22 protein-coding genes are annotated in these 22,684 nt (G+C 51.6%); 5 read left to right on the top strand and 17 right to left on the bottom strand.

What is annotated here, in order from left to right; translation table 11 throughout:
* Window positions 1–81: 81 nt before the first annotated feature.
* Window positions 82–825, bottom strand: a complete 744-nt coding sequence (locus D6024_RS08105; protein WP_240409985.1) for an acyl-CoA desaturase — start codon at window positions 823–825, stop codon at window positions 82–84.
* A gap of 316 nt (window positions 826–1,141) precedes the next feature.
* On the opposite strand from D6024_RS08105, the gene D6024_RS08100 reads away from it, so the two are divergent.
* Window positions 1,142–1,483 (top strand): RNA recognition motif domain-containing protein, encoded by a 342-nt coding sequence (locus D6024_RS08100; RefSeq protein WP_121354063.1) that lies wholly within the window; start codon window positions 1,142–1,144, stop codon window positions 1,481–1,483.
* Window positions 1,484–1,622: 139 nt separating this feature from the next.
* Here the strand turns inward: D6024_RS08100 and D6024_RS08095 are convergent, their stop codons facing one another.
* Window positions 1,623–2,609, bottom strand: a complete 987-nt coding sequence (locus tag D6024_RS08095; protein WP_162944627.1) for a phosphatase PAP2 family protein — start codon at window positions 2,607–2,609, stop codon at window positions 1,623–1,625.
* Between the two features lie 115 nt (window positions 2,610–2,724).
* Between D6024_RS08095 and dinB the strand changes: the two genes are divergently transcribed.
* Complete coding sequence (dinB, locus tag D6024_RS08090) at window positions 2,725–3,894, top strand: DNA polymerase IV (protein WP_121354062.1); 1,170 nt, start codon at window positions 2,725–2,727, stop codon at window positions 3,892–3,894.
* 110 nt (window positions 3,895–4,004) lie between these two features.
* Here dinB and D6024_RS08085 read toward each other — a convergent pair whose 3' ends face one another.
* The 14 genes from D6024_RS08085 to D6024_RS08025 all read right to left on the bottom strand — a co-directional run bounded on the left by D6024_RS08085 (window position 4,005) and on the right by D6024_RS08025 (window position 17,587).
* The gene (locus tag D6024_RS08085) at window positions 4,005–4,346 is read right to left on the bottom strand and encodes a hypothetical protein (protein ID WP_121354061.1); all 342 of its coding nucleotides are present in this window, start codon (window positions 4,344–4,346) and stop codon (window positions 4,005–4,007) included.
* A 51-nt stretch (window positions 4,347–4,397) separates the two neighbouring features.
* On the bottom strand, window positions 4,398–5,306 hold the full coding sequence (locus D6024_RS08080; protein ID WP_121354060.1) for a PepSY-like domain-containing protein: 909 nt from the start codon (window positions 5,304–5,306) through the stop codon (window positions 4,398–4,400).
* A 144-nt stretch (window positions 5,307–5,450) separates the two neighbouring features.
* Complete coding sequence (locus tag D6024_RS08075) at window positions 5,451–6,143, bottom strand: LytR/AlgR family response regulator transcription factor (RefSeq protein ID WP_121354059.1); 693 nt, start codon at window positions 6,141–6,143, stop codon at window positions 5,451–5,453.
* A 6-nt stretch (window positions 6,144–6,149) separates the two neighbouring features.
* The gene (locus D6024_RS08070; protein WP_162944626.1) at window positions 6,150–7,274 is read right to left on the bottom strand and encodes a sensor histidine kinase; all 1,125 of its coding nucleotides are present in this window, start codon (window positions 7,272–7,274) and stop codon (window positions 6,150–6,152) included.
* Window positions 7,275–7,722: 448 nt separating this feature from the next.
* Complete coding sequence (locus D6024_RS08065; protein WP_121354057.1) at window positions 7,723–8,064, bottom strand: four-helix bundle copper-binding protein; 342 nt, start codon at window positions 8,062–8,064, stop codon at window positions 7,723–7,725.
* A gap of 33 nt (window positions 8,065–8,097) precedes the next feature.
* Complete coding sequence (locus D6024_RS08060; RefSeq protein WP_121354056.1) at window positions 8,098–8,541, bottom strand: DUF305 domain-containing protein; 444 nt, start codon at window positions 8,539–8,541, stop codon at window positions 8,098–8,100.
* 28 nt (window positions 8,542–8,569) lie between these two features.
* Window positions 8,570–10,030, bottom strand: a complete 1,461-nt coding sequence (locus D6024_RS08055; RefSeq protein ID WP_121354055.1) for a hypothetical protein — start codon at window positions 10,028–10,030, stop codon at window positions 8,570–8,572.
* A gap of 70 nt (window positions 10,031–10,100) precedes the next feature.
* Window positions 10,101–10,493 (bottom strand): HYC_CC_PP family protein, encoded by a 393-nt coding sequence (locus D6024_RS27705; protein ID WP_449401681.1) that lies wholly within the window; start codon window positions 10,491–10,493, stop codon window positions 10,101–10,103.
* A 126-nt stretch (window positions 10,494–10,619) separates the two neighbouring features.
* Complete coding sequence (locus D6024_RS26610; RefSeq protein WP_162944625.1) at window positions 10,620–10,796, bottom strand: hypothetical protein; 177 nt, start codon at window positions 10,794–10,796, stop codon at window positions 10,620–10,622.
* 133 nt (window positions 10,797–10,929) lie between these two features.
* Window positions 10,930–13,491: a TonB-dependent receptor domain-containing protein gene (locus D6024_RS08045; protein ID WP_121354053.1), complete on the bottom strand. Its 2,562-nt coding sequence runs from the start codon at window positions 13,489–13,491 to the stop codon at window positions 10,930–10,932.
* Between the two features lie 58 nt (window positions 13,492–13,549).
* Entirely contained in the window at window positions 13,550–13,987 is a 438-nt protein-coding gene (locus D6024_RS08040; protein WP_121354052.1) for a heavy metal-binding domain-containing protein, read from the bottom strand.
* A 101-nt stretch (window positions 13,988–14,088) separates the two neighbouring features.
* Window positions 14,089–14,469, bottom strand: coding sequence for an HYC_CC_PP family protein (locus D6024_RS08035; RefSeq protein WP_162944624.1), 381 nt, complete (start codon window positions 14,467–14,469; stop codon window positions 14,089–14,091).
* Window positions 14,470–14,636: 167 nt separating this feature from the next.
* The gene (locus D6024_RS08030) at window positions 14,637–15,764 is read right to left on the bottom strand and encodes a glucose 1-dehydrogenase (RefSeq protein WP_121354050.1); all 1,128 of its coding nucleotides are present in this window, start codon (window positions 15,762–15,764) and stop codon (window positions 14,637–14,639) included.
* A complete protein-coding gene (locus D6024_RS08025) occupies window positions 15,761–17,587 on the bottom strand; it encodes a glycoside hydrolase family 15 protein (RefSeq protein ID WP_121354168.1) in 1,827 nt (608 codons plus the stop codon). Before D6024_RS08025 ends, D6024_RS08030 begins: the two co-directional genes overlap by 4 nt.
* Before the next feature lie 152 nt (window positions 17,588–17,739).
* On the opposite strand from D6024_RS08025, the gene D6024_RS08020 reads away from it, so the two are divergent.
* The 3 genes from D6024_RS08020 (at window position 17,740) to D6024_RS08010 (ending at window position 20,228) form a co-directional block, all read left to right on the top strand.
* Window positions 17,740–18,204 (top strand): DoxX family protein, encoded by a 465-nt coding sequence (locus D6024_RS08020; protein WP_121354049.1) that lies wholly within the window; start codon window positions 17,740–17,742, stop codon window positions 18,202–18,204.
* A 289-nt stretch (window positions 18,205–18,493) separates the two neighbouring features.
* Window positions 18,494–19,543: a sensor histidine kinase gene (locus D6024_RS08015; protein WP_121354048.1), complete on the top strand. Its 1,050-nt coding sequence runs from the start codon at window positions 18,494–18,496 to the stop codon at window positions 19,541–19,543.
* Window positions 19,536–20,228: a LytR/AlgR family response regulator transcription factor gene (locus tag D6024_RS08010; protein ID WP_121354047.1), complete on the top strand. Its 693-nt coding sequence runs from the start codon at window positions 19,536–19,538 to the stop codon at window positions 20,226–20,228. Before D6024_RS08015 ends, D6024_RS08010 begins: the two co-directional genes overlap by 8 nt.
* Window positions 20,229–20,257: 29 nt before the next feature.
* On the opposite strand, the gene D6024_RS08005 is transcribed toward D6024_RS08010, so the two are convergent.
* A complete protein-coding gene (locus D6024_RS08005; protein WP_121354046.1) occupies window positions 20,258–22,624 on the bottom strand; it encodes a TonB-dependent receptor in 2,367 nt (788 codons plus the stop codon).
* Between the last annotated feature and the right edge of the window lie 60 nt (window positions 22,625–22,684).

Raw genomic sequence — 22,684 nt, 5'->3', positions numbered from 1 at the left:
CAGTATCGTGCAAAAGCCAGGTTCTGTGCGTGTGCCATGTCCCCCTCGGGGGATTGAGTGGGCTGATAACCGGGGGAGACCTTATGCCGGCTGCAGGCTGTTGTTCACTTTGATCACGCCGATCTTGTTCAGCAGCAGGATCAGCGGGTAACAGGGATCAAACTCTCCCTTCCGGGCGGCAAAGTTGCTGCGGCTCGGGTGAACGTGGTGGTTGTTGTGATAACCTTCGCCAAACATCAGCCAGTCGACCTTGAACAGGTTTTTGGAGGTGTTGTCGGTTTCAAAGTTCACGTCGCCGTACTTGTGTGCATACCAGTTGATGATGACACCGTGCAGCGGGCCCATCACAGCATGGACAGGAACCAGTACGAGGAACCAGGCCGAAGGCGCAAAAAGAAGGTACAGGGCCACGTACACGCCGATCCAGAAAACACGGGAGCCCCAGCTGCTGGCAAACAGGTCAAAGCTTTTCCAGGCCGGAACGTTCTTGGTAAAGCGGGGTTCAATGGCGGTGCGTTCGTACAAAATGTCCGAATAAATCTTTTTGGTGCGCCACATCATGGCGAACAGGTTTTTATCGTACGAAGGCGAATGCGGATCTAGCTCCGTATCGGTATAAGCGTGGTGAATCCGGTGCATGATGCCATAGGCTCTCGGGCTCAGGTAAGAGGAACCCTGCGTCAGCCAGGCAAAGAAAAAGAAGAATTTTTCCCAACCTCTGCTCATGTCAAACGACTTGTGAGCAGCGTAGCGGTGTTGAAAAAACGTTTGGGAAAAAAGAGACAGGTACCAGTGCAGTACAAAAAAGAGGATAACAAAAATCACGACGAAACAATTGAATTAAGAATTAACATTCATCTACGAATCTTTGACCAAATGCGCGGAAAGACTGAAGAAATTAACGACGCGAAAATACGCCATTGCCCTAAGAGAAGTTGTTAAGAACCCGCGCATTTTTCGGTAACCTTTCCTTAACAAGATAAATTTCCGATGATGGTATCATTCCTGTACATTTGTTCTGTTATTGAGCATCGCATTAGGTTAAGTGTTGAATTAATCTGCTACGTTTTTTCTCTGCTGTTAGTTTCACCTTTGCTTTCTTGCCTCGCCTCAGATTTTTAATTTTTATCTAAAAGAAAGTATGAACATTTACGTTTCCAACTTGAGCTTCAACATTCAGGATGAAGACTTGAGAGAATTTTTCGCCGAGTATGGTGAAGTGACATCTGCAAAAGTGATCACCGACAAATTCACAGGCAAAAGCCGCGGCTTTGGCTTTGTAGAAATGAGTGATGACGAAGCAGCAAAAAAAGCAATTGCGGAACTGGACCAGGCTTCAGTTGACAACCGCACCATCCGCGTGATGGAAGCGAAACCCAAAGAAGACAAGCCTTCTCGCCAGGGTGGCGGTGGCGGCTTCCGCGGTGGTAATGGCGGCGGCGGCTTCAGCGGCGGCGGTGGCGGTTACAAAAAAAGATATTAATCGTATCTCGTTCGCATAAAAAAAGTCCTGCAGTGATGCAGGACTTTTTTGTTTCCGTGAGGTGGAACACTGTCCATAAAACCATGGAATGGGAATGCAATCCTCTCGTTTCACGTTTGTCGTCTCGCATCCCACGTTTTCAAAACCGCCACACCATTCCAGGCAGGAGTTGCCCGTTGCTGTAGCCCATCGAAAAGCTAACGGAATTTCGCGTCTGTTTTGGCGATTTCAGTTTAGCATACCGGTGATAATTGTTCACCACCTGCCGCCCGGTCAGGTAGCCTAGGGTGGCGCCTACCGCCACATCGGTCAGCCAGTGCTTGTTCTCTGTGATGCGGCTCAGGCCAATCAGCGATGCGGCGGAATAGGCCAGCACCGGCACCCAGGGACGGTCTTTGTACTCGAGGGCATAAACCGTCGCAGCGGCAAAAGCCACCGTGGTATGTCCGGAAGGGAAGGAACTGTTAAGCCGGTTGCCGTCGGCATCCCGCATCACATGAAAAGGTCCGCGGAACGCAGGCTCTGCCTCCACCTGCTTCTGGTTGACGACATAAGGCCTTTGCCGGCCGCTTAAGAATTTGAGAACACTTTCCACCGCCGCCCCGGTGATATACGACTGCAGGGCCAGCAGGGTGGTGGTTTGCATTTTTTTGTTCTTGAACAAAAAGCCATAGGCGCCAAGGGCACCCAGCGTGTAGCCTTCGTAAATGCCGCCGAAATTGGTGATCTGCCGGCTGATGGCCCGCAGCCCGTTGTTGTGTTCCCGCAGGTCAAGTGCCCTCCGCTGCACAGGTTCGTCCAGTAGTGATAACGCACCGGTAAGCACCACAAATTTTCCCAGCTTCCCCCAATCCCGTCCTGTCATGTGAAACGGCTTGGTGAATGCCTGCTTCAGGTTACTACCCTGCAAAATGAAAAATGACGAAAGGGTAAATTGTGTGGCTTCGTTGTAAGCCCTGGGGTTGGTGTTATTGAGTTGCTTCCCGGCGCTATCGGTTTTCTGGCTTAGGCTGTCCAGTTTCCGGATCAGGGTATCCGGTTTTTGGGCTTCGCAGCAAAGGCTGAAAAGCAGGATCACCGGTACAAAAAATAGCCGCTTCCCGTTTGCTCTTTTAAAGGCTTTCATAACAATCACCAATCGAAGTTTAATCCGTGTTAATAAATCGCTAGGACAAAAAACCATGCCTGTTTGCAACACATCCCAGCAGGACAAAACTAGCGCCTTCCTGTACTTTTGAGATGTGAACACTCCTCTACGATCCATTGCTCATTTTGACCTCGATGCCTTTTTCGTGTCGGTGGAGGTGCTGAAAAATCCTTCGCTCCGGGGCAAACCGCTCATCGTGGGCGGCGATGGCCAACGGGGGATTGTAGCCGCCTGCAGCTACGAAGCCCGGAAGTTTGGAATCCAAAGCGCCATGCCTTCGCTCACGGCAAAGCGCTTGTGCCCGCAGGCCGTTTTCCTGAAAGGAAGTTACCACGAGTACAGCCACTACTCCCGGCTTGTCACCCAGATCATTGCCGATGCGGTTCCGCTTTACGAAAAAGCATCGATCGATGAGTTTTATGTGGACCTCACCGGAATGGAAAAATTTTTCGGCGTAAGCCGCTATACAAGGGAATTGCGGGAAAAGATTATCCGCGAAACCGGCCTGCCTATCTCCTATGGCTTGTCGGCCAACAAACTGGTAAGCAAAATGGCCACCAACGAAGCCAAGCCAAATGGTTTTTTGGAAGTGGCGCACGGGAAAGAAACGGATTTTCTCTGGCCGCTTACGGTAGATAAAATCCCCATGGTGGGGAAACAAACGCAGGAACAATTGCGAGCAATCGGCATCGACCGTATTGGCCAGTTGGCCGCCACGCCGGTGCAGCAACTGGAGTTTGTGTTTGGCAAATGGGGGCGAAAGCTGTGGGAAAAAGCAAACGGCATGTACGACTCTCCGGTAGAGGCCTACAGCGAGCAAAAATCCCTTTCACACGAAAATACATTTGGTGAAGACAGCAGTGACGTACCGTTCCTGCACAAAGAGCTGGTGCGTCTTACCGAGAAAAACGCCTATGACCTGCGCAAGGAAGAAAAATTTACAGGCTGTGTAACGGTAAAACTGCGGTACGACGATTTCACCACCGTGTCGAAGCAGGAAGTGATCGACTACACGGCCCTCGACAACGTGCTCCTGGCAAAAGTGAAGGACCTGTTAACGAAACTGTATCAAAGGGGCCGGAAGGTGCGGCTGGTTGGCGTTAAATTCAGCCACCTTGTGCCGATGTCGATGCAGATGAATTTGTTCGATAATTCGGCGGAGAAACTGCAATTGTTCAAAGCCGTCGACACCATCAAAGACCAGTTTGGCAAGGGCGCCGTGATGAAAGCAACCGGATTGCCGCCCGGCAAAAAAAATTCCTGATAAAAAAAAGACCGCTCCGAAGAGCGGTCCTCGACCAACGGTTCAGGACAGACACATCTTTCCTGCCAACGCATCTGCTTTTTGAGAATTCCCGTTTTGTCGTGCTTGCATTAGTTGTTTGCAGCACCGTTATCGATCCAGCAAATGATGGCGTTCTTCTCGGCAGCCGTTAAGGTCGATCCTTCCGGCATGCTGCCGTTGGCCACCGATTTCCGTATGCCAGACCGGTTGTTGTACACCTGCTGGTAGGTTACCAGCGCACCCGGGCCTTCGTGGCTGCCCGATGCATGACAGCCAACTGTGTTGCAGGAGACCTGCAGGATCGGGCTGACATCCGCCGCATAAGACTTGGGAGTGGCGCAATCCGGCGTAAAACTCGTATCGGCGCCGCTTTTTGTACAGGCCGTGAGGGCCATGACAACGGCCGTAAGAAACACAATGACTTTCTTCATGCTGATTGAAAGGAAAAACAGCCGCCCGGTGCGAAGCCGGACGGCTGTTTGTTATTGAATGGTTTTTGCTCTCACAAAACTTCCGCTGGCATCAAATTCAACGGCATACTTGGTATTGTTGGCATCGATGAACACCACGAAGCCTTTCACAACGCCGCCCTGCGAAATGGAAAATGCCTTTTTGAAGACATAGTTCGGGTAGGTTTGCGAAAGGTAGTTGGCGGCCACAGAAGGAAGTGCTACCAGTTCAATGCCCTGGATCTGGCCGGGCTTTGCCGGTAATGTTTCGCGTTTGACAAACACGCCAACGGCTGTAAAGACAGTGGCAAACAAACCGTTGTTCTTCGACAGGACGATGATGCCGTTATCCCGGCTGCGGAAAGCTTTCACCAGCGTATCGGTTGCATAATTCGCTGCGAAGTAGGTTGTGACAGCAGCCGGCAATGCAGCAAGGGCGACGGTATCGCGTTGCTGGCCGTCCCTGTCCTCGAAGCGGCCGCCGTGGTGATGTCCGGGTCCTTCAAGGTCTCCTTTTTCACGCTGCTCCAACACTTTTACAAATGCCCCGGTGCTGTCGAATTGCAGGCCCACGGGCTTGTTGTCGTAATAGATCACAACCACGTAGCCCGTTACGACGGCCGAACTGTTTTTCAGCGCAAAGGCTTTGGCAAAACTGGCGCCGCTGTAGTTGGCGTCGATGTACGCCGACACGGATGATGGCAGTGCCGACTGAGCAACGGTATCACGCCTTTCGCCGCGCTGACAGGGTTGCAAAAGATACACGCTGTCGGCGGTACCGGCCGTGTTGTTTGTGCCGGTGGCTGCAACGGCAATGGTTGGCGAAGCGGTGGACGAATCGGTGGTGCCAGCACTCAGATCGCTTTTCTGACAGGAGGCAAATACAAAGGATGCGGAAAGCAAGGCCGCAACTGCCTTCGCTGGATTGGTCTTCATTTTCATGTAAGTGGTTTTTAGTAAAAGCGTAGAGTTGTCGGCAATAAGCGGGCGGTGTTTGTAAGCAGTAGAACAGAAAAACGTTGCGGGGTTTAACCAAACAAAAAATCTGCCGACGAACGATACAAATGTCCCGACGATTGAACAGGCTTACCGCCGCCACGACCTGACCACATCGACATATGAATTGCTGACAGGCAGTTCAACACCGTTGACCAGCGCAACCTTGCGGTTGATGATGCTTTTGATCTTGGAGAGAGAGACAATGTAGCTGCGGTGAATGCGTTCAAACTGGCCGGGAGGAAGTTTATCCAGGGCTGCTTTCATTGTCATGAGGGTCATAACCGGGCGGCCTGTTGCTAAATGGATTTTCAAATAATCTTCCACGCTTTCGATGTAAAGGATGTCGGCAAAGGGCAGTTTCACCAGTTGGTATTCCGACCGCACATACAGGCAATCGTCAACCGGTTTGACCGATCGTTTTAGCTGCGAAAGTTCCAGTGCTTTTTGTGCGGCCCTGGCAAAGCGTTCGAAAGAAATCGGCTTCACCAGGTAATCCAGTGCATCCAGCTCAAAGCCTTCCACCGCGTAATTTTTATAGGCCGTGGTAAAAACAATCATTGGCTTTTGAGCCAGGCTCTGCACCAGATCCGTGCCTTTTTTATCTGGCATATTGATATCGATAAATAAAAGGTCGACCGGTTGATTTGCGAGAAAGGCTTCACCTGCCACAGCGTCGGTAAAGCTTTGCACCAGTTGCAAAAAAGAAATCTGCGCCATGTGTTGCTTCAGCACTTCCAGAGCCAGCGGCTCATCGTCGATGATCACACATTTCAATTGCATGCGTTGTTAATTACGGATAGCCAGGTGAACGGAAAATTGTACTTCTTTCGTATCAATGTTCAGCAAATATTTTCCCGGGTACAAATAATCAAGCCGCTTTTTCACATTGCCGATCCCAACGCCAGTTCTTTCTTCAGTAGCATTCCGTACCATGATTTTGTTGCGGCAAAAAAAATCAATCGATTCCTCACCTGCCGTAATCGCGATCGTAATCACGCAAGGTTCGTGACTGCTGATGCCGTACTTGAAAGCGTTTTCAATAAAGGTCATGAACAGCAGGGGCGCAATTTTTTTCCCCTCTAAATTGCCGTTGACTTCGCACAGCACATCCACTTTCCCGGTCAGCCGCAGCTTTTGCAATTCGATGTAGTTTTTTACGCAATCCACCTCCCGCCGCAGGGGCACAAAGTCGTTTCCGACTTCATCGGTGACGTAGTGCAGGATCTCCGAAAGCTTCAGGATGGCACTGGGCGTTTGAGCGCTGTTGGTAATGGCCAGCGAGTAGATGTTGTTGAGTGTATTAAAAAGAAAATGCGGGTTGATCTGCGCTTTTAGAAACGATAGTTCCGCGTTCACCCTGTCGGCCTCCGCCTGCAAGGCGCGGCGTTCCGTACTGCGCCATTGCCGAAAGAGTTGCATGGCCATGCTCACCGACCATACCGCCAGGAAAAGAACAACCGATACGATGTCCATCATCCGGCCACGGCGCTCAGGGCCATGATCCCGTATGCCCGGCCCCTCCTGAAACAGCGGCTCGTCATGCAGCGGTGGAGGCAGGCGATCGGGCCGCGGCGGCCGGTCCTCACCAAAATGATGCATGTGCATCCGCACCAGGTGATCGTATGGCTTCAGCCAAAAAACAACAGCCAGTAAAACAAATGCGAGCATCAGGTAAAGTGCTGTTTTCTGTTTGAGGTAGAGCCGCGGCATCAACACATAACCGTTGAGATAAAAGAGCGACACATAGATAAAAACAAAAAGCAGGAAGGCCGGTTCGCTAACGCGGCCCAGCGGGTCTGCCTCCGGCGACGATTCCACAAACCCGATCACGAGGCTGACAAAAAGCAGCCAACCCAGCAAATGCAAACCGATTGTTTTGACCTTGCGACTCATAGAGGCAAAGTACGCCATCGGGTGTGACTTTAATAGCCTTGTCTCGGTCATCATTGCGAAAGAATGGATGGATCGCACGGCTGGCTTCGCACCGGTTAGGCGGCGCCCCTGTTCATCCAGACAACGGATTGGTTCGTCTAGATTAAGAAAACGGTCACTAAACGCAAAGGAACATTTTCGTTCTTCGCCAGAACAAAAACGCGAACAGCAAAAAAATTAGTTATGGAACGAAAAGACTTTTTGAAAAATGGTTTTATGGCCGCCCTGGGCATCGACGTGTGACGCCGCGATGGTCTTTGTCATTCACGGTGTGTTTGAAGTAGAGAACCGGCTGCTCGAATCCCGCGGCGGACTGGCAATCTGAAACACCGACCGCATCGAACTGAAAGCCCTGTCCAATGAAGGCATCCTTCTTTTGCTGGAAATAAAACGGTAAGGCTCCTGCTGAGCAGGAGCCTTGTAACTTCTATGCGGCGACACCGGCCATCCGCCTGCACTCTTCTGCACAACGGTGACACATCTCGGCACATTCCTGGCAATGCTCTGTTTTGTGCTTTGCACATTCGTTGCCGCACTCTTCGCAGAGCTGGGCACAGATCCGGCAAACCTCCATGGCCCTTTCACTTCCCAGGCTCATTAACTGTGCGGCCGCATAACAAATGGCCGCACATTCCATATCGAGCTGGATGCAACGGGCCATCATTTTTACATCCGCTTCCTGCGTGCACGAAGAAGCGCAATGGTTGCAAATGGCGGCGCAGCGAAGACAGGTTTCGATGCAATCCCTGTACGTGTGGTACCCTTTCATAAATTCTGGTTTTATTGGTTAAAAAATGGTTGTTTAATTATCCAGCCGTTGCAGCATCGCTTCCATTTCCGCGATCTCTTTTTCCTGGCTTTGAATAATTCCTTCCGACAACTTTTTTACTTCCGGGTCTTTGAGATTGGCCTGTTTGCTCACCATGATGGCAGAAGAATGGTGCGGGATCATCGCTTTCATGTACTGCACATCCGAGATGGGCGTCTGTGTGCGCAACGCGGCCAGAACAACGCCGAACAACACCACGCTCAATACCATGATAACGCCGTTCAGCCGTTTATTGGGATACATCTTGCCCATTAGCAGCAGCATGATGACCGCCATTGGGGCTACCATGAGCAAGGCCATGTAAATCCGTGTCGTGCTGGTATGATAGTGTGCAAGGCTGTCCATATTCAAAAACATGACACCGTACATCACCACAAAGGAAATCACCAGCATTGCAGCAAATTTTCGATAACTCATTCCGATCTGTTTTTGTATAAAAAATCAATTAGTAAGGCAGGTAAAAAGGTCCTGCTTTTGTTCCCATGGCCCTTGGATAAATGCGCAGGTATACCTGGCCGGCCAACGGGTTGTCGCCATAGAGTTTGCTGAGACGCCTGTCGGGATCGTAAAAACTCAACTGGCCGCCGAGGGCAATTTTTGTCTGGCCGATGTTGAAAAGATCATACGACGCACCGGCCGTAAACGCATGCACCGGGAATATGGCATCGTGACCGAATTCGGCTTCGCTAAGATTCAATTCTTCGAGGGATTTCTGTACCCACTCGTAACGACCATAAACGGTTTTCCGCTTTACCGAGCGGGAGCCTTCCACCAGCACGCCGTGTTCCGCATCATGGCCGGCTGTCTTGTTCATTCCCCATAGCGCCGTGATGTTGGTGAACGTTTCGCCAAAGCCCCGGATGCTGTATGTAGCCGACGCCGTGGTGCGATTCACGTCTTCGCCAGGATGCAGTTCTTCCGGTTGTTTGATAAAGCCGTGCGATGCCTGCAGGGCCCATTTCTCACCCGGGTTAAACGATAACCGTCCGCTCCAGCTGTCAAACCGCGGCTTGTCGAAATTGTAGCGGTTCTCGTTGGGTTCGCGGCCGGTGAAGGTCGATCCTTCAATCTTCCAGTTGGCATAGCGGAAGCCCAGCGTGGCCACGCCGAACGTGATGTGCGTCGCATCAACCCAGTGGTGCGTAAGCGGTGCATCGGGATTGAAGAAACCGGAAGGACGGTGTACATAAGCCACCGGCCCCAATGCCGGTTCGCCGGGATAACCCACATAGACAAAAACATCCGACTTGGTCGACAAGGCATGTGCATAGCTCATCGACAATTCGGCAAAAACATCGTGCGGGTGCTGCCGGTCGACCAGCGGCTGGCCTTTGTAGCTCTCACCCGTCTGGAACAGGAGCGGATAGCCGCCGTTGCCCACCGTCAGGGGATCGAGGGACAACATGGTATTGAAATGAAACAGGCCTTTCTTTCCCACAGCCCGCTGTCCCATCAGCATCACCATGTTGGGCGCATCAAACTTGCTGTCGCCGCGCTGGCCTTTGTTCAGCAGGTCCTGCTTGTTGTAGCGGAGATACACATCGCCGTGCAGCATGTACATCCATTTGCCGGCGTGAAACATGTAGCCATACATCGGCGAGTTGTCCGGCAGCCAGGCTGTACCGGAACCGTTGCGGGTCATGGGCAGGTTGCGGGAGAACGCATGCGACATATGCATGCTGTGCATGTCGTGGCCTTCCATTTCGGCGTGGTCATGTCCTGGCTGTCCGCTTTCCATATGATGGTCGTGCATCGGCGCCTGTTGCGGGACGGTGTCTTTCTTCATTTCCATTTTCATTCCTGCCGCCGTATCCTTTGCGGGGGCAGGATGATGGTGTTCGTGTTGTGCCAGCGCAGTAACGGTTAGGAAGGCGCTGCCGGCGGCAACCAAAATCATTCGTTTCATTTTTGCTCGATTAGGTCTCGTAATATTTTGTACAGAATGTGCCGCGTCGTTGGCAGGCGCTGCAATTCCATCAAATGCGGTAAACACAGTATGAGACAAAGAGAGGTATGGGATCAAAAAAGGGCGGCGACGTTGCCGGTCGCTTTTTGCATGTCAGCCCATTTACAGTAGCAAAAATAGACTTCGCATAGCCGGGAATAACAGTAACGGGAGAGCTGGGAAGATCCTTCTGAAGAGTCGCAGGAAGCTGGTGTTTTTTATCCAGCCTGACCATCATAACCCTGTCCTCGCAACAGCCACCTTTTTTCTCCATGCCACAGATAGAACAAACTTCTTTCTTCCCGCCTGCAGGCCACAACTTCCAGGACCGAAGTTCGCCCATGCAATAGTGCATGGTTACTGTGGCACCGGTTGTCGCAGTAAAATAAACAAGAAGCATTATGATAGCTACCAGTTTCTTCATGACCCAAAAGGACATTACAGAAAGCAGTCTGCCTGCTTTCCATTAGCGGTTACAAACATTGCACCAGCTACAAACGGCAAAACCGTTATCCCTGCGAAAGGGGCTCTGCTTCATAGCCGGCGCCCTTCACGATCGCTTCGATCGTTTGGAAGAAAGTGTAGCGGTTTCAATGGTTAAAACCTTGCTGGGACTGGCGGCGCCTACCTTCCAGCTTTTGATCGGATTGTTGGCATTCAGATAGGGTGTCACGTTGCTGATGCAGCCGCTGCAATTGATATTCGTCTTGAATTGATAGATTTTCATTGCATTTATTGTCTGCAAATCTCCGCCACAAGCTTGCCGTGATCGTTACATCCTTTTGGAACTGCTGCATAGTTTACCGGAAAGACAAAGAGCCCGGCAGTTGTGCCAGGTTCTTTGTAAAAAACGCTTGCGCTTATTTGATCTTGTAACGGAAACCCGTGTACAGCATACGGCCGATGACAGGCCCCCAGATCAACGAGGCATCGAAATAGTTGCCAAACGGCTGGTCTGCAGCAAGGATGGCTTTCTGCTGAATATAGTCGGTCAGGTTTTCGCCACCAACGTACCATTCAAACGCTTTGCTTTTACCCACCGTCTTGCTCACCTGCGCATTCATGGTCACGTAACTGGGCGAGTACGCCGGCATGCGGTAGATTTCCGGATTGGCGTCCGTAGACGGAATGCGTTTGCTTCCGACAAAATTGGCCGTATAATCCAGCTTCCATCCTTTCAGTTCGTAGGCCAGGTTGGCGAAGGCCCTGTTTTCAGCGGTCAGCGGTTTTTGCAACAGCTTGTCGCCGTAGGTTGTTTTTACATCAAACCAGCGATAAGCCAGGCGAACATCAAGATTTTTTGTGGGCACCAGGTTGAACTCGGCCTGCAGGCTGTTGGAGTAAGACTTGCCGTCGAGGTTGTAAAACTTCACCTGCCGTGCATCTTCCAGGTCAACGATCACCTGGTTGGTAAAATCATTACGGTAGAAATCAACGCTCAGCAAGGCATCCCGCTTGAAAAGCTTCAGCTTCTGGTCCACACTGATGCCTTTGTTCCAGGCCACTTCGGGATCAAGGCCATAGGCTTTGCCGCCGGTACTGGTAGCGATGTTCACCGTTCTTGCACTGACCAGCACACCGATGTTTTCGGCAAAAATATTGGCGGTGCGTTGCCCGCGTCCTGCATTGAGACGCACCGTTGTTCCTTTCACCGGCTCGTAACGAAGGTTCAGTCGCGGGGTGGCAAAAAAACCAAACAGGCTGTTGTGATCCGCCCGGAGACCGGCAACGGCGCTGAACCGGTCACCGTGTGTGAACGTGTATTCAAAAAAAGCGCCCGGCACCACTTCCCTGCGCCTGAAGGCCTGCGTTTTGTACAACTCGTTGTACCGGTCGGCAGATAAACTCAACCCTGTTCTGAACTTGTGATCCGTTGTACCGATGATGTTTTGGTAGATCAGGTTTGAATACACTGTTTTTTGTTCTGCATTGTACGGCGTTTGGCCGAAGTAGGCATCCTGCTGGTGACTGAACGCCGACAGTTGCAAGCCGATGCTCTTGTATTTTTTTTCGGGAAAGACATAACCGATCTTGGCAAATCCTTCATAGCGATCGGTTTTAATACCCAGACCATACAACGGTGATGAAGGCTGGTGCTCTTTGTTGTAAGCCCGTTCACCACCGGTCTTGTCGTCCAGCAGCGCCTTTGCGCCAAATTGCAGCATAAAGCCTTTCTGGTTGTCGAATTTCCAGCGGCCAACAGCGCTGAACTGGTTCCCGGTTGGCAGGTCGCGAAAGCCGTCGTTGTTGAAATCGGTTTTGTTGTACAAAAAATCATCGTGCAGCAAAAGCCCCATCGACCATTTGTCGCCAAGCTTTTGCGCCAGGTTCAGGTTCAGGTCTGTTGTGCCCATGCTGTTGACGTAGCCGTTGGCATAAAGCTTCTCGGCCGTTTCGGGCTTTTTCAGCTCCACGTTGATCTGGCCTGCAATGCTTTCAAAGCCGTTCACCACGGAGCCGGTGCCCTTGCTCAGCTGAATGCCTTCCACCCAGGGCCCGGCAATGCTGTTGAGCCCAAGCGGTGTGGCCAGGCCGCGGGGACCGGGCAAATTTTCCACCGTCAGTTGCGTGTAAATGCCGGACAGGCCGAGAAGCTGGATTTGCTTGGAGCCCGTCACCGCGTCGTTGTACGAAACATCCACCGACGGATTGGTTTCGAAACTTTCACTCAGGTTGCAACAGGCAGCCTTCAGCAATTCCTTCGGCGTGATGGTGGCAATGCGGAACGGGTTGTACAGATCCACGTAAACCCCCTTTCGCCGCGAGGTCACTTTCACTTCGTTCAGCTGGCCGTTTGCCGCCAGCACGATCTGCAGGTCACGCTTGTTTTCCACCACAATGGTATCGGCGCGGTAACCCGCATAACTCACTACCAGTTTACTTCCCGGTTCTTCGTGCGGAAGGGAAAACACGCCGTGCATGTCTGTCTTTGTTCCCTTCAGCGTACCGGCCCAGAGGATGCTGGCACCGGACAGGGGAAGAAAGTTTCCCTTGTTGTCTTCGGCCAGTACCACGCCGTTGATGTTGTGCGCATTCGCCGGAACAGCCGTTTCTGTTGCGGCCGTTTGCTCCTGCTGCATCTCGCGGTAATGACAACATTCCGGCAGGGCCTTGTACACGTCGTCTTTTGCTTTTTTTAATTCGGTATCATGACCCACTTCCGCAACCCTTGCATGGATGTCGTCCAGTTTGAAGAGCGCCGCATCATAGGTGACCGTCAGCATTTGCGTGGGAATATTCCATTGCGCCTTTTCGACGCCTTTTATCTTCAGTGCTTTTTCGATGCGCTGCTTGCACTGGGCACACGCACCAAACACTTTAAAGGTTGCCGTTGTATCGGTTGCACGGTTGGCCGTTTGTGCGCCAGCCGTGAGGCCGGTCACGAACAGGCAAAGCAGTGCGAAGTATCGAATGCTTTTCATGTAAAAACGTTTGGGTAAGAGAAAGAACAAAGCAGGTGCTACCCTGCTTTGTCGGGGGTTAGTTGTTCCGGCCATTAGCTTTTGCTTCCTGCAATGCCATGCCACAAACGGGGCATTTGCCTGGCTTTGCACTGGCAACGTTCGGGTGCATGGAGCAGGTGTAGGTTTTTGTCAGTTGCTTGCTGCCCTTCCGGTCCACCACCAATTGCGTCTTGCATTTGGGGCATACACCGGCATGGTCACTCACCACACTCTTGTGCACCGGGCAGGTATAGGTTTGGGTCACCTCCGCTTTCATTTTTTCTTTGGGTGATGCGGTAAGATCCATGTTGCACTTGGGGCATTTGCCCGGCTTGTCGCTCACTACATCGGGATGCATCGGGCAGGTATACGTGGTGGCGACAACGACACCAGCAGCCGGGGCTTTCCCGGCTTTCTGAGCAAAGGACGAAACGGTTACAAAAGTTGCTATTAGGAGAAGGAAGAACGATTTCATAAAAATGCGTTTTAGGATTTGATAAATGACTTTGCAGGCAATGCTGCAGAAAGAAGAAATGAGGAGGCCGGCTGAAGTCATCCAGCCTGGAGGAAAGCATATCAAATCCGGTAAACGCAGTGAAGAATAAAAAGCGGCGGTGAGAAAAGTGGCGGCGGGGCAAAGGCGACCGGTGATAATGGTCGCTGCAGGCCTTGCGCAATGGCCGGCACCGGAAGCGGTGGCAGGGCCTCTGAAAAGGCCTTGATTTGCTTGGGAACAACGAGCACCTGCTCCTGGTCGCTTTTTTCCTTGCTGCCGATTTGCTTGGTTTCGCAGCAAGGCTTTGAACCCATCTTATGGCTGCTGCCGCAGTCTTTTTCCTGTGCCGGCGACCAGTCGATGCTTTTTAGTTTGCCGCAGCAATAATGCAGGTTGACGGTCATCCCCGTAGAGGAGAAACCGTACACCATCAAAAGCACTATGATCCAAAGTTTTTTCATGCCGCTGAGCAAATGTATAAAGAGATCATTTCTTCGTTGCTGACTTTTGTCAAGTCCGGGATCAATCCTGTTCAGAGCTTCAGCCACCAAAGGCCCAGGCTGTTGGTCACAGTACCTATGCTGCGCAGCGACATCGCTGCACAGCGGTTATCGGGCGTTGAACAAGATCAAGTGTGCAACTGTTCATCGGGCTCGCTCCACTGCACGGTCACCTTGATCTCGTCGGCAGAATGGTTGTGCAGCGCCGCATCGAAATTTTCGTAGAGAATGCGTTCGGTAATCACCGCCCTGATTTCATCCGGCCACTTTTCCAGGCAGGCTGCCAGGTCTTCGACCGCCACTTCGAAATGGTGAAGACTGGCATTGACACTCCCGAGCATCACGCCATTTTTCAACACCAGTTGCTTCATCAGCGAAGCATCTTCCAGCGTCAGCGGGCGGTTGCCGCCCGGGATGCCCGTGGCCACATAAATCCCGTTGGTACCCAACACATCGATCAACTCAAACTCGATTTCAGCGACGCCGGTCGCCTCGAAAATAAAATCCACTTCGCCGCATACCTCATCGAGGCTCGTAACCGGCACCGACCGTCCATCCACGTACGTGCCGCCAATCTTTTTGAGCAACTGCGGACGACGTGTGCCTTCGTCCACCACGTCCAGTCCAACCACGGTTGCGCCACGAAGGCGAAGAGCGAAAGCCGCCATCAGCCCAATGGCGCCGATACCGGCCACCAACGCCTTTTTCCCCTCCAGCCAGCTTTCCTCCTTCTCAAAATCCTGCAGCCGTGCTTTTTGAATGATCAGGGCTTCATCAATGGCCTTGGCCGCCACCGACATGGGTTCGGTTAGAACGCCGATCTCTTTTATCTCGGCCGGTACTTTCACCAGGTATCGCTCTTTGTCAACGACATATTGTGCCTGGAAGCCGTTGGCGCCCTTGATGCCACGTTCCGTGTATGCGCCGGTATAGCACATATCACTTCGTCCGGCCAGGCAGGCCTTGCACTGGCCGCAGCCTCGCCGCACCATGAACACACCGTAATCGCCTTTTTTCACTTTGGTGACGGCACTCCCCGTGTCCACCACCTGCCCAAACATTTCGTGGCCGATGATCAATTTTTTCTCACCTGGCGGCACGTCGGCACGGCCACCGGAAACCTCTTCGCGGTCGGTACCGCAAATGCCTACCTGCAGCATCTTTATTTTCACTTCATCGGGTGCGCTGACCTGCGGTTCGTCCACATCGATCAACGCAACATTGGTGGTACCTGGCTCAATTGCGATTGCTTTCATATTCCGTTGGTGCTTTTGTTTCGTTTATCGTTTAATTGTTTGTCGAGGTTAATGGCCGCGCTGATCAGGCCCATGTGCGTAAAGGCCTGGGGAAAATTTCCCAGGTGCTCGCCTTCAAAACCCAGCTGTTCCGAATAGAGGCCCAAGTGGTTGGCATAGCCCAGCATTTTTTCAAAATAGAAGCGGGCTTTTTCCAGCTGCCCGGCCCGCGACAGGCATTCCACGTACCAGAAGGTACACATGGAAAACGTGCCTTCATGACTGGCAAAGCCATCCGGTGCCGCCAGGTCGGGACGGTAACGGTAGACCAGCGAATCGGAAACCAGTTCTTTTTCAATTTGCTGGAGCGTGGAAAGCCACCGCGGGTCTTTGGGCGACACAAACCGCACAAGGGGCATCATGAGCGAAGAGGCATCCACGGTAGCCGCACCGGGATATTGCATAAAGGCTTTTACTTTATCGTTCCAGTAGTCGGCATAAATGACGTTAAAGATCTTATCCCGCTCTTCTTTCCATTTCCCGTTTACGGGAAACGAACGGGCACGGGCAATTTTATGCGCCCTGTCGAAAGCCACCCAGCACATCAGCCTTGAATACAAAAAGTGCTGCTTTCCACCCCGCACTTCCCAGATGCCTTCATCGGGCTGGTTCCAGTTGGCGCAAAGCCAGTCGATCTGCTTTGCCAGGTCCTTCCACAGGTCGTAGGAAATGGGCTCGCCGTGCCGGTTGTAGAGATAAACGGAGTCCATGAGCTCACCGTAAATATCGAGCTGCAACTGGCGGTAGGCATCGTTGCCGATACGCACCGGTTTGGAACCGCGATAGCCTTCAAGATGATCCAACACCTGCTCTTTCAGTTGCACGTGCCCGTCGATGCCATACATGATCCCGAGGCGGCTCTGGTCTTTGATATCGCGGCAAAGTTTTTCCACCCAGCCCATGAAGGCCCCGGCTTCCTTGGCATAGCCTAATCGAAGAAAGGCATAAACGGTAAACGACGCGTCGCGGATCCACGTGTAGCGGTAATCCCAGTTGCGCTGGAAGCCGATGCTTTCGGGTATGCTGAACGTGGGTGCAGCCACGATGGATCCATACCTGAAGGAGGTCAGCAGTTTCAATACAAGAGCGGAACGGTTTACCATTTCTAGCCACCGGCCTTTGTAGCTGGACTGGGCGACCCAGTTCTTCCAGTAGTTCATCGTTTGAAACAAGCTTTCAGTGATGAAGTTTTTAAAATTTTTTTCATAGGAGTGGTCGCGCTGCACGTGTTCGAGCAAAAACTCGGCAGTTTCGTTGGCCCGCAGCGTAAATTCCGCTACTGCATCTTTGTTGTCGACTGTTAAGGGTACAGAGCTACTCAGGCGCAGGACCGTGCCGTCTTCTCCGTCGCTGGAAAAGATGATCTCGTAATCGGAACGGATGGCCACTTTGTGGCTGCTGCGGGCATAATTGAACCGAGGCTGGCAAAGCAATTTATAATGCACTTCGCCACGGACCGTGGTCACACGGCGAACCAGCTCTTTGCCGTCGTAGAGCTCTTCCACCGGCATAAAATCGGTGATCTCACCAACACCTTCCTTGGATAAAAAACGGGTGAGCAGCACATTGGTGTCGGGCAGGTAGAGCTGCTTGGTTTTCATTTCGGTAAAGGCCGGAACAATCTGGAAGCGGCCTCCTTTTTGGTCATCGAGCAGGGCAGCAAAAACAGTGGGTGAATCAAAATTGGGAAAACACATGAAGTCGACGGAGCCATTCAATCCCACCAGCGCCACCGTGTTCAGGTCGCCGATGATGCCATAGTTTTCAATTGGAAGGTATCCCATGCATGGAACGCATACAATCGGCATTCCAACCCTCGCCCGGCGATGGACTGCCAGGTTGTAGAAGCCATACTAAATTTCGACACCTGTCCGACATTGGGTACCTTTAGGGTGCTCTTGCATCGCTTATTTTTCGTGTTGGCTAAATTGATTGTATGACTGTAACAAACCTTATCAAGCGTACTGTCGGCCAGCCCAACCTGCTCAGTTTTTTCCGGCTTGTCACAGGTATTATTTTAATGGTTAAATCCATCAGTTTCATCCGTGACACGGCGCAAGCAAAAATGGATATACAACAAACCGGAATTGGCGTGTTTTCACAGAACGCAGAAATCCTGGCCTTCATCGTCGCCTACCTGGGACTCTTGTGCGGCTTCCTTATCACCGTCGGCCTTTTCACCAGGGTGGCAGCCATCGCCCAGATTCCGGTTCTCGTTGTCGCGGTATTTTTTGTCAACAGCAAGAATATCAGCGATAATGTTTTTGAATTCATAATCTCCATGATCGTACTGCTCCTGCTCGTTCTTTTTGCCATAAAAGGCAGTGGCCTGCTCTCGGCGGATGAATATTTTCGAAGAGGTGCCGCTTTTGACGAGGAAGCAAAACACGGCTTCCCCTAAGGAAATTCTCTCCTTCATCAGAATTTCGTACACAGGATTATCAGATAAGATGACTCCCAGGGCATCGCTGTAAAGGGACGTTGAAGGAACAGGTAGTCGCTGCCTGCCAATGCGTCTCCTGTTTCTCCGATCGGTTATTTCGAACAGAAGCGGCAACACACACATGAGGGCTTTTACCTTTTCCCGGTTTGATAGACCGTTTCAGGCAACTGGTGTACGGCAAAACACGTTCTGTAGACAACACCTCCGAGCGGAAAAGTTTTGCCGATATTTAGTGCCTCGAAAAAAGATGAAGACAAAATTCAACAGGAAACGCTTCGTTTTGTACCTGTGGATCGGGATCGCTTTCCTGGCCCTGTGGTTGTTGTCGGAATGGCACAAACACCCGGAAGAATTCGGCCCGCGGGTCCTGAACAATTGCTGGCGCCTGGTCTATGTACTTGTCCTCAATTTTCTTCTTTTCGAATACACGCTGCCGCTCATTACCCGCAAGCGAAGCACGATCCTTCTCAACATCCTTGTCGCCATCCCCCTCCTCTTTCTTCACCTCATGCTGTATTCGTGGGGGCTTTATGCCTGGCGGCTCATCGGCATCGGCATGCAGGTATACACTCCGCTTGTCACGTTCAAAACAACGTTGCAGGGTGTAACCGACCAGATGTCGTACAGTATGTCGTCGATTGTTTTTTTTGCGCTCATCCGGCATGTTTACGATCACATCAAACTGCGGCAGGCGGCACAGAAGCTGCGCATTGAAAAGCAGGAGGCGGAACTGAATTATCTCCGCTCGCAAACCAACCCGCATTTCCTGTTCAACACCCTCAACAACATCTATTCGCTCGCCAGGGACAAAAGCGATCGGACACCGGAATCCATCCTCCGCCTGTCCAAGATCCTGCGCTTTATGTTGTACGAAACGAGCGGCCAGTACATCGCCATCGAGCAGGAGCTGAAAATCATCAGCGATTACATCGCCCTGGAGAAGCTGCGCTACGACGAGTCGCTACGTGTGAATTTTAATCACGATATTGAAGACATGAAACAGGCTTTGCCGCCCCTGTTGCTGATTCCCCTGGTGGAAAATGCGTTCAAGCACGGTGTGTCGGAAACAAGAGGACAGCCTTTTGTGGACATTCACCTGTCGGTGAAAAATCGCCGGCTTTCCTACGTGGTCAAAAACTCGTCGGAAGCCACCGCCGGTAACGTGAAAGAAAACATTGGTCTTTCCAACCTGCGACGCCAGCTCGAACTGCTGTACAACGACTACGACCTGTCGGCAAAACAGGGCGCCGGCGTGTTTTCGGCAACGCTAACCATCAACCTGGCCAGTCATGTCTAAGATCAGATGCATAGTTGTAGAAGACGAACCGCTGGCGGTAAAAGTGCTTGCGGATTATATTTCGCAGGTGCCCTTCCTGGAGCTGCAGGGCACGTTTAAAGACGCCATTCTGGCCACTGATTTTTTGCGGGATCACCCCACCGATCTTATTTTCCTGGACATTCACCTGCCGAAGCTGAAAGGCATGGCTTTTTTAAAAACGTTGTCCCATCCGCCGGCCGTGATCATTACCACCGCCTATCACCAGTATGCCGTGGAAGGCTTTGAAATGAACGTCACGGATTACCTGCTCAAGCCCTTCGAGTTCGAACGCTTTTTGGTGGCGGTGAACAAGGTAAAAACGGCACAAAAAGAAAAGAGCGAGCCTGCAGAAAGCAGCGCAACCAAGGACTACCTGTTTTTAACCGTGCATAAAAAAAAGGTAAAGATCCTTTTCTCCGAAATCCTTTACATCGAAAGCCAGCGGGAATATATCCGGATCGTGACGATCAAAGGCGAATACCTTTCGAAAATAAGCACCCACGAAATCGAGTCGCTTTTGCCGCCGCATCTCTTCCGGCGTATTCACCGGTCGTTTATTGTGTCGCTGGCCAGGATCAACGCTTACACGGCCGAAGAAGTAGACGTCAACGGCATTTTGCTCCCCATCGGAAGGGGATACAGGGAAAGCATGGAAGATTTGTAACGTGCAAAAGCAGTGTCAAAAAGCGCTTGTCATTGCCCTTTACCTCCTGAACGTTTTTGTTTCACTGGTTTGAAAAGGTTTGCAAAATCGTACGACAGGCCCAGGTTGAAATTTCTCGGCTCTGCCAGTTGATAGCTGTAACCAAAGGACGATTTGGTGGTGATGTAGGAGTAATACCTGTTTGTTGCATTCAGGACGTTCAGCCAGATCTCGACGCCCCGAACCCGGTAACCGGCCCGCAGGTTCAGCACATCATAGCCTCCGTACCGGGCCGTGTTTTGCGGGTCAACAAAATAGCTGCCGATGTGCTGCATTTCAGCGCCGATGCGCAGCCCTTTTACATACGATGGCTTGTACCAAACTTCGGCATTGTACATCCAGTTCGGCGCATTGCTCATTTCATTGCCATTATAGCTGATGCCCTTTTCTACATAGTTAACAAACCTGTGCTTGCTGTAAGCGCCGCCGAACCGGAACGAAATATCCTTTACCGGTGTTGCGTTTATCCCCGCTTCTATTCCTTTGTGCGAAGTCCTGCCGGCATTTTGATTGCTAAAAGAGCCGTCATCAAGCTTTATGGAAACGATCTCGTTGGTGCCGCTTAACTGGTATGCACTCATGTCGGCACTCAACCTGTTTTGAATGATCTCGACCCATCCGCCGATTTCGTAATTGTAAAAAACAGAGGGCTTGATATTGGGCACTTTTACACCCGTGTACAATTCGGAAACCTGTGGCGGCACAAAGCCTTCGCTGTAATTGGCATAGAGACCCGAACGGCGGGAGAAGTTATAGGTGAACCCCAGTTTCGGACTAAGCCGTTGAAAATTGCTGGTGGTATCAGGCGAACCGCTAAAAGCCGAAGGTGCCAGGTGATTATCAAACTTGTAATGGAAAAAATCGTAACGCAGCGAGGCAACGATACGCAGCTTTTTTGCCGGGCTGAATTCGAAATTAGCAAAGGCTGCATAGTTATTCAAACCTGTTGCATAGTTTGTGAGCACACTGTCTGTGTTTTGATAGCTCAGATATTTTTTGCTAAGTGTGTCTTTTTTAATCCGGATGTAAGCAGCATCATACGTTGACGGACTCCGGTCAATCGTCAGTCCGCCAATGAACACGGCGTTTTTCCATTGCAGGTTTTGCCGGTGCTGTGCAATCAATGAATAGCTCCGGAAACTGCTTGCATTGATCTCCCCGTGTGCGAGGTCTTTCCGGCCGGCAAAGACCGTCCCCTGCTTCCTGTAGTCGTCCTTCACCCGGTACGCCGGGTTTTGTCCAATGGTGTTGTTCCGGTACAGTAGAGAAACGGTTGTCTTGCTGTTGCCGTTCCACTGCTGGGTCAGTGTGGAATGATAGCGGAGTGCGTCCACCTTCCGGTACGTAAAGGTTTGCGGGTTTTTAAAACTGCGGTTTGCAAACATGGTGCTGTCGATGCCGCCGGCCATATCACTGTAGTAGTTTAACCAGGTAAGGCTGTTGGATAAAGATGTTTTGTCCGAAAAGCGGTAATCAATTCTCCCTGTCAGTGTGCCCTTGTGATAATCGCTGTATTCCAAAAATCCATTGCGTTTATCGGCATAATAGCCGCTCACCACAAAGCCCCATTTGCCGGCCGACAGGCTGCTCATCAAATCGCCCCGGCGATAACCGATGTCATTCCCCTGTACAGATAATTTGACCACAGGGACGGCAGATGGCGCCGCCGTTATAAAATTCACCACGCCACCGATGGCTTCACTTCCATAAAGCGAGGAGGAAGGGCCTTTGATCACTTCGATGGACCGGGTGGCGGCCAGGTTCATTTCCAGCAGGGCGTTGTGGTTGTAAAGCCCCGTGGTTCGAACGGGAATGCCGTCCTCCAAATAGAGGAACAAGCTTTTTGTGGTCATGGGCTGGCGTATGCTCATTTGGTGCTGCTCGTTCCCCAGGTTTACCATGTTTACGCCGCTCACCTTGTTCAACACCTGGTCTGCCGTGGTGGGCCGTGCGTCCTGTATCGTTTTGCTGCTTAGTAAAGCAATGGCAACCGGCGCCTGCGACCGCTGTACGGCTTCGCCACGGTTGGCAGAAAGCACGACTTCCTGTAGCAGGGAAGCCGAAGGGGTTAGCGAAACAATAAAACCGGTTTCAGAAAGAGAAACAGTTTGTTTCACGTATCCGATTGATGTGACGGTCGCCGATTTGCAATCGGTGCAACGCATTTCAAACTCACCCGAAGCGTTTGTCGTGCACCCGCAATGGCAACCCTCTTGTGTACAATGCAACGTGGCACCCTGGACCGCTTCTTTCGTAGCGGCATCGATAATTTTTCCTTTAATGACCTGTTGTGCAGAAACAGCCTGTCCGCCGGCTAAAAGAATCGCCAGGACAAGCCCCTTATATGAAATAGACATAAAACCTCTTTCGATGAAACAATCTGGTGTACAAACAAACCCAGGCCTCCCTGCGCCATG

The organism is Flavisolibacter nicotianae (assembly GCF_003628535.1).
GTDB classification, from domain to species: Bacteria; Bacteroidota; Bacteroidia; order Chitinophagales; family Chitinophagaceae; genus Flavisolibacter; species Flavisolibacter nicotianae.
Note: the sequence above shows the minus strand (reverse complement) of the source record. Positions and strands in the feature narration are given on the sequence as shown.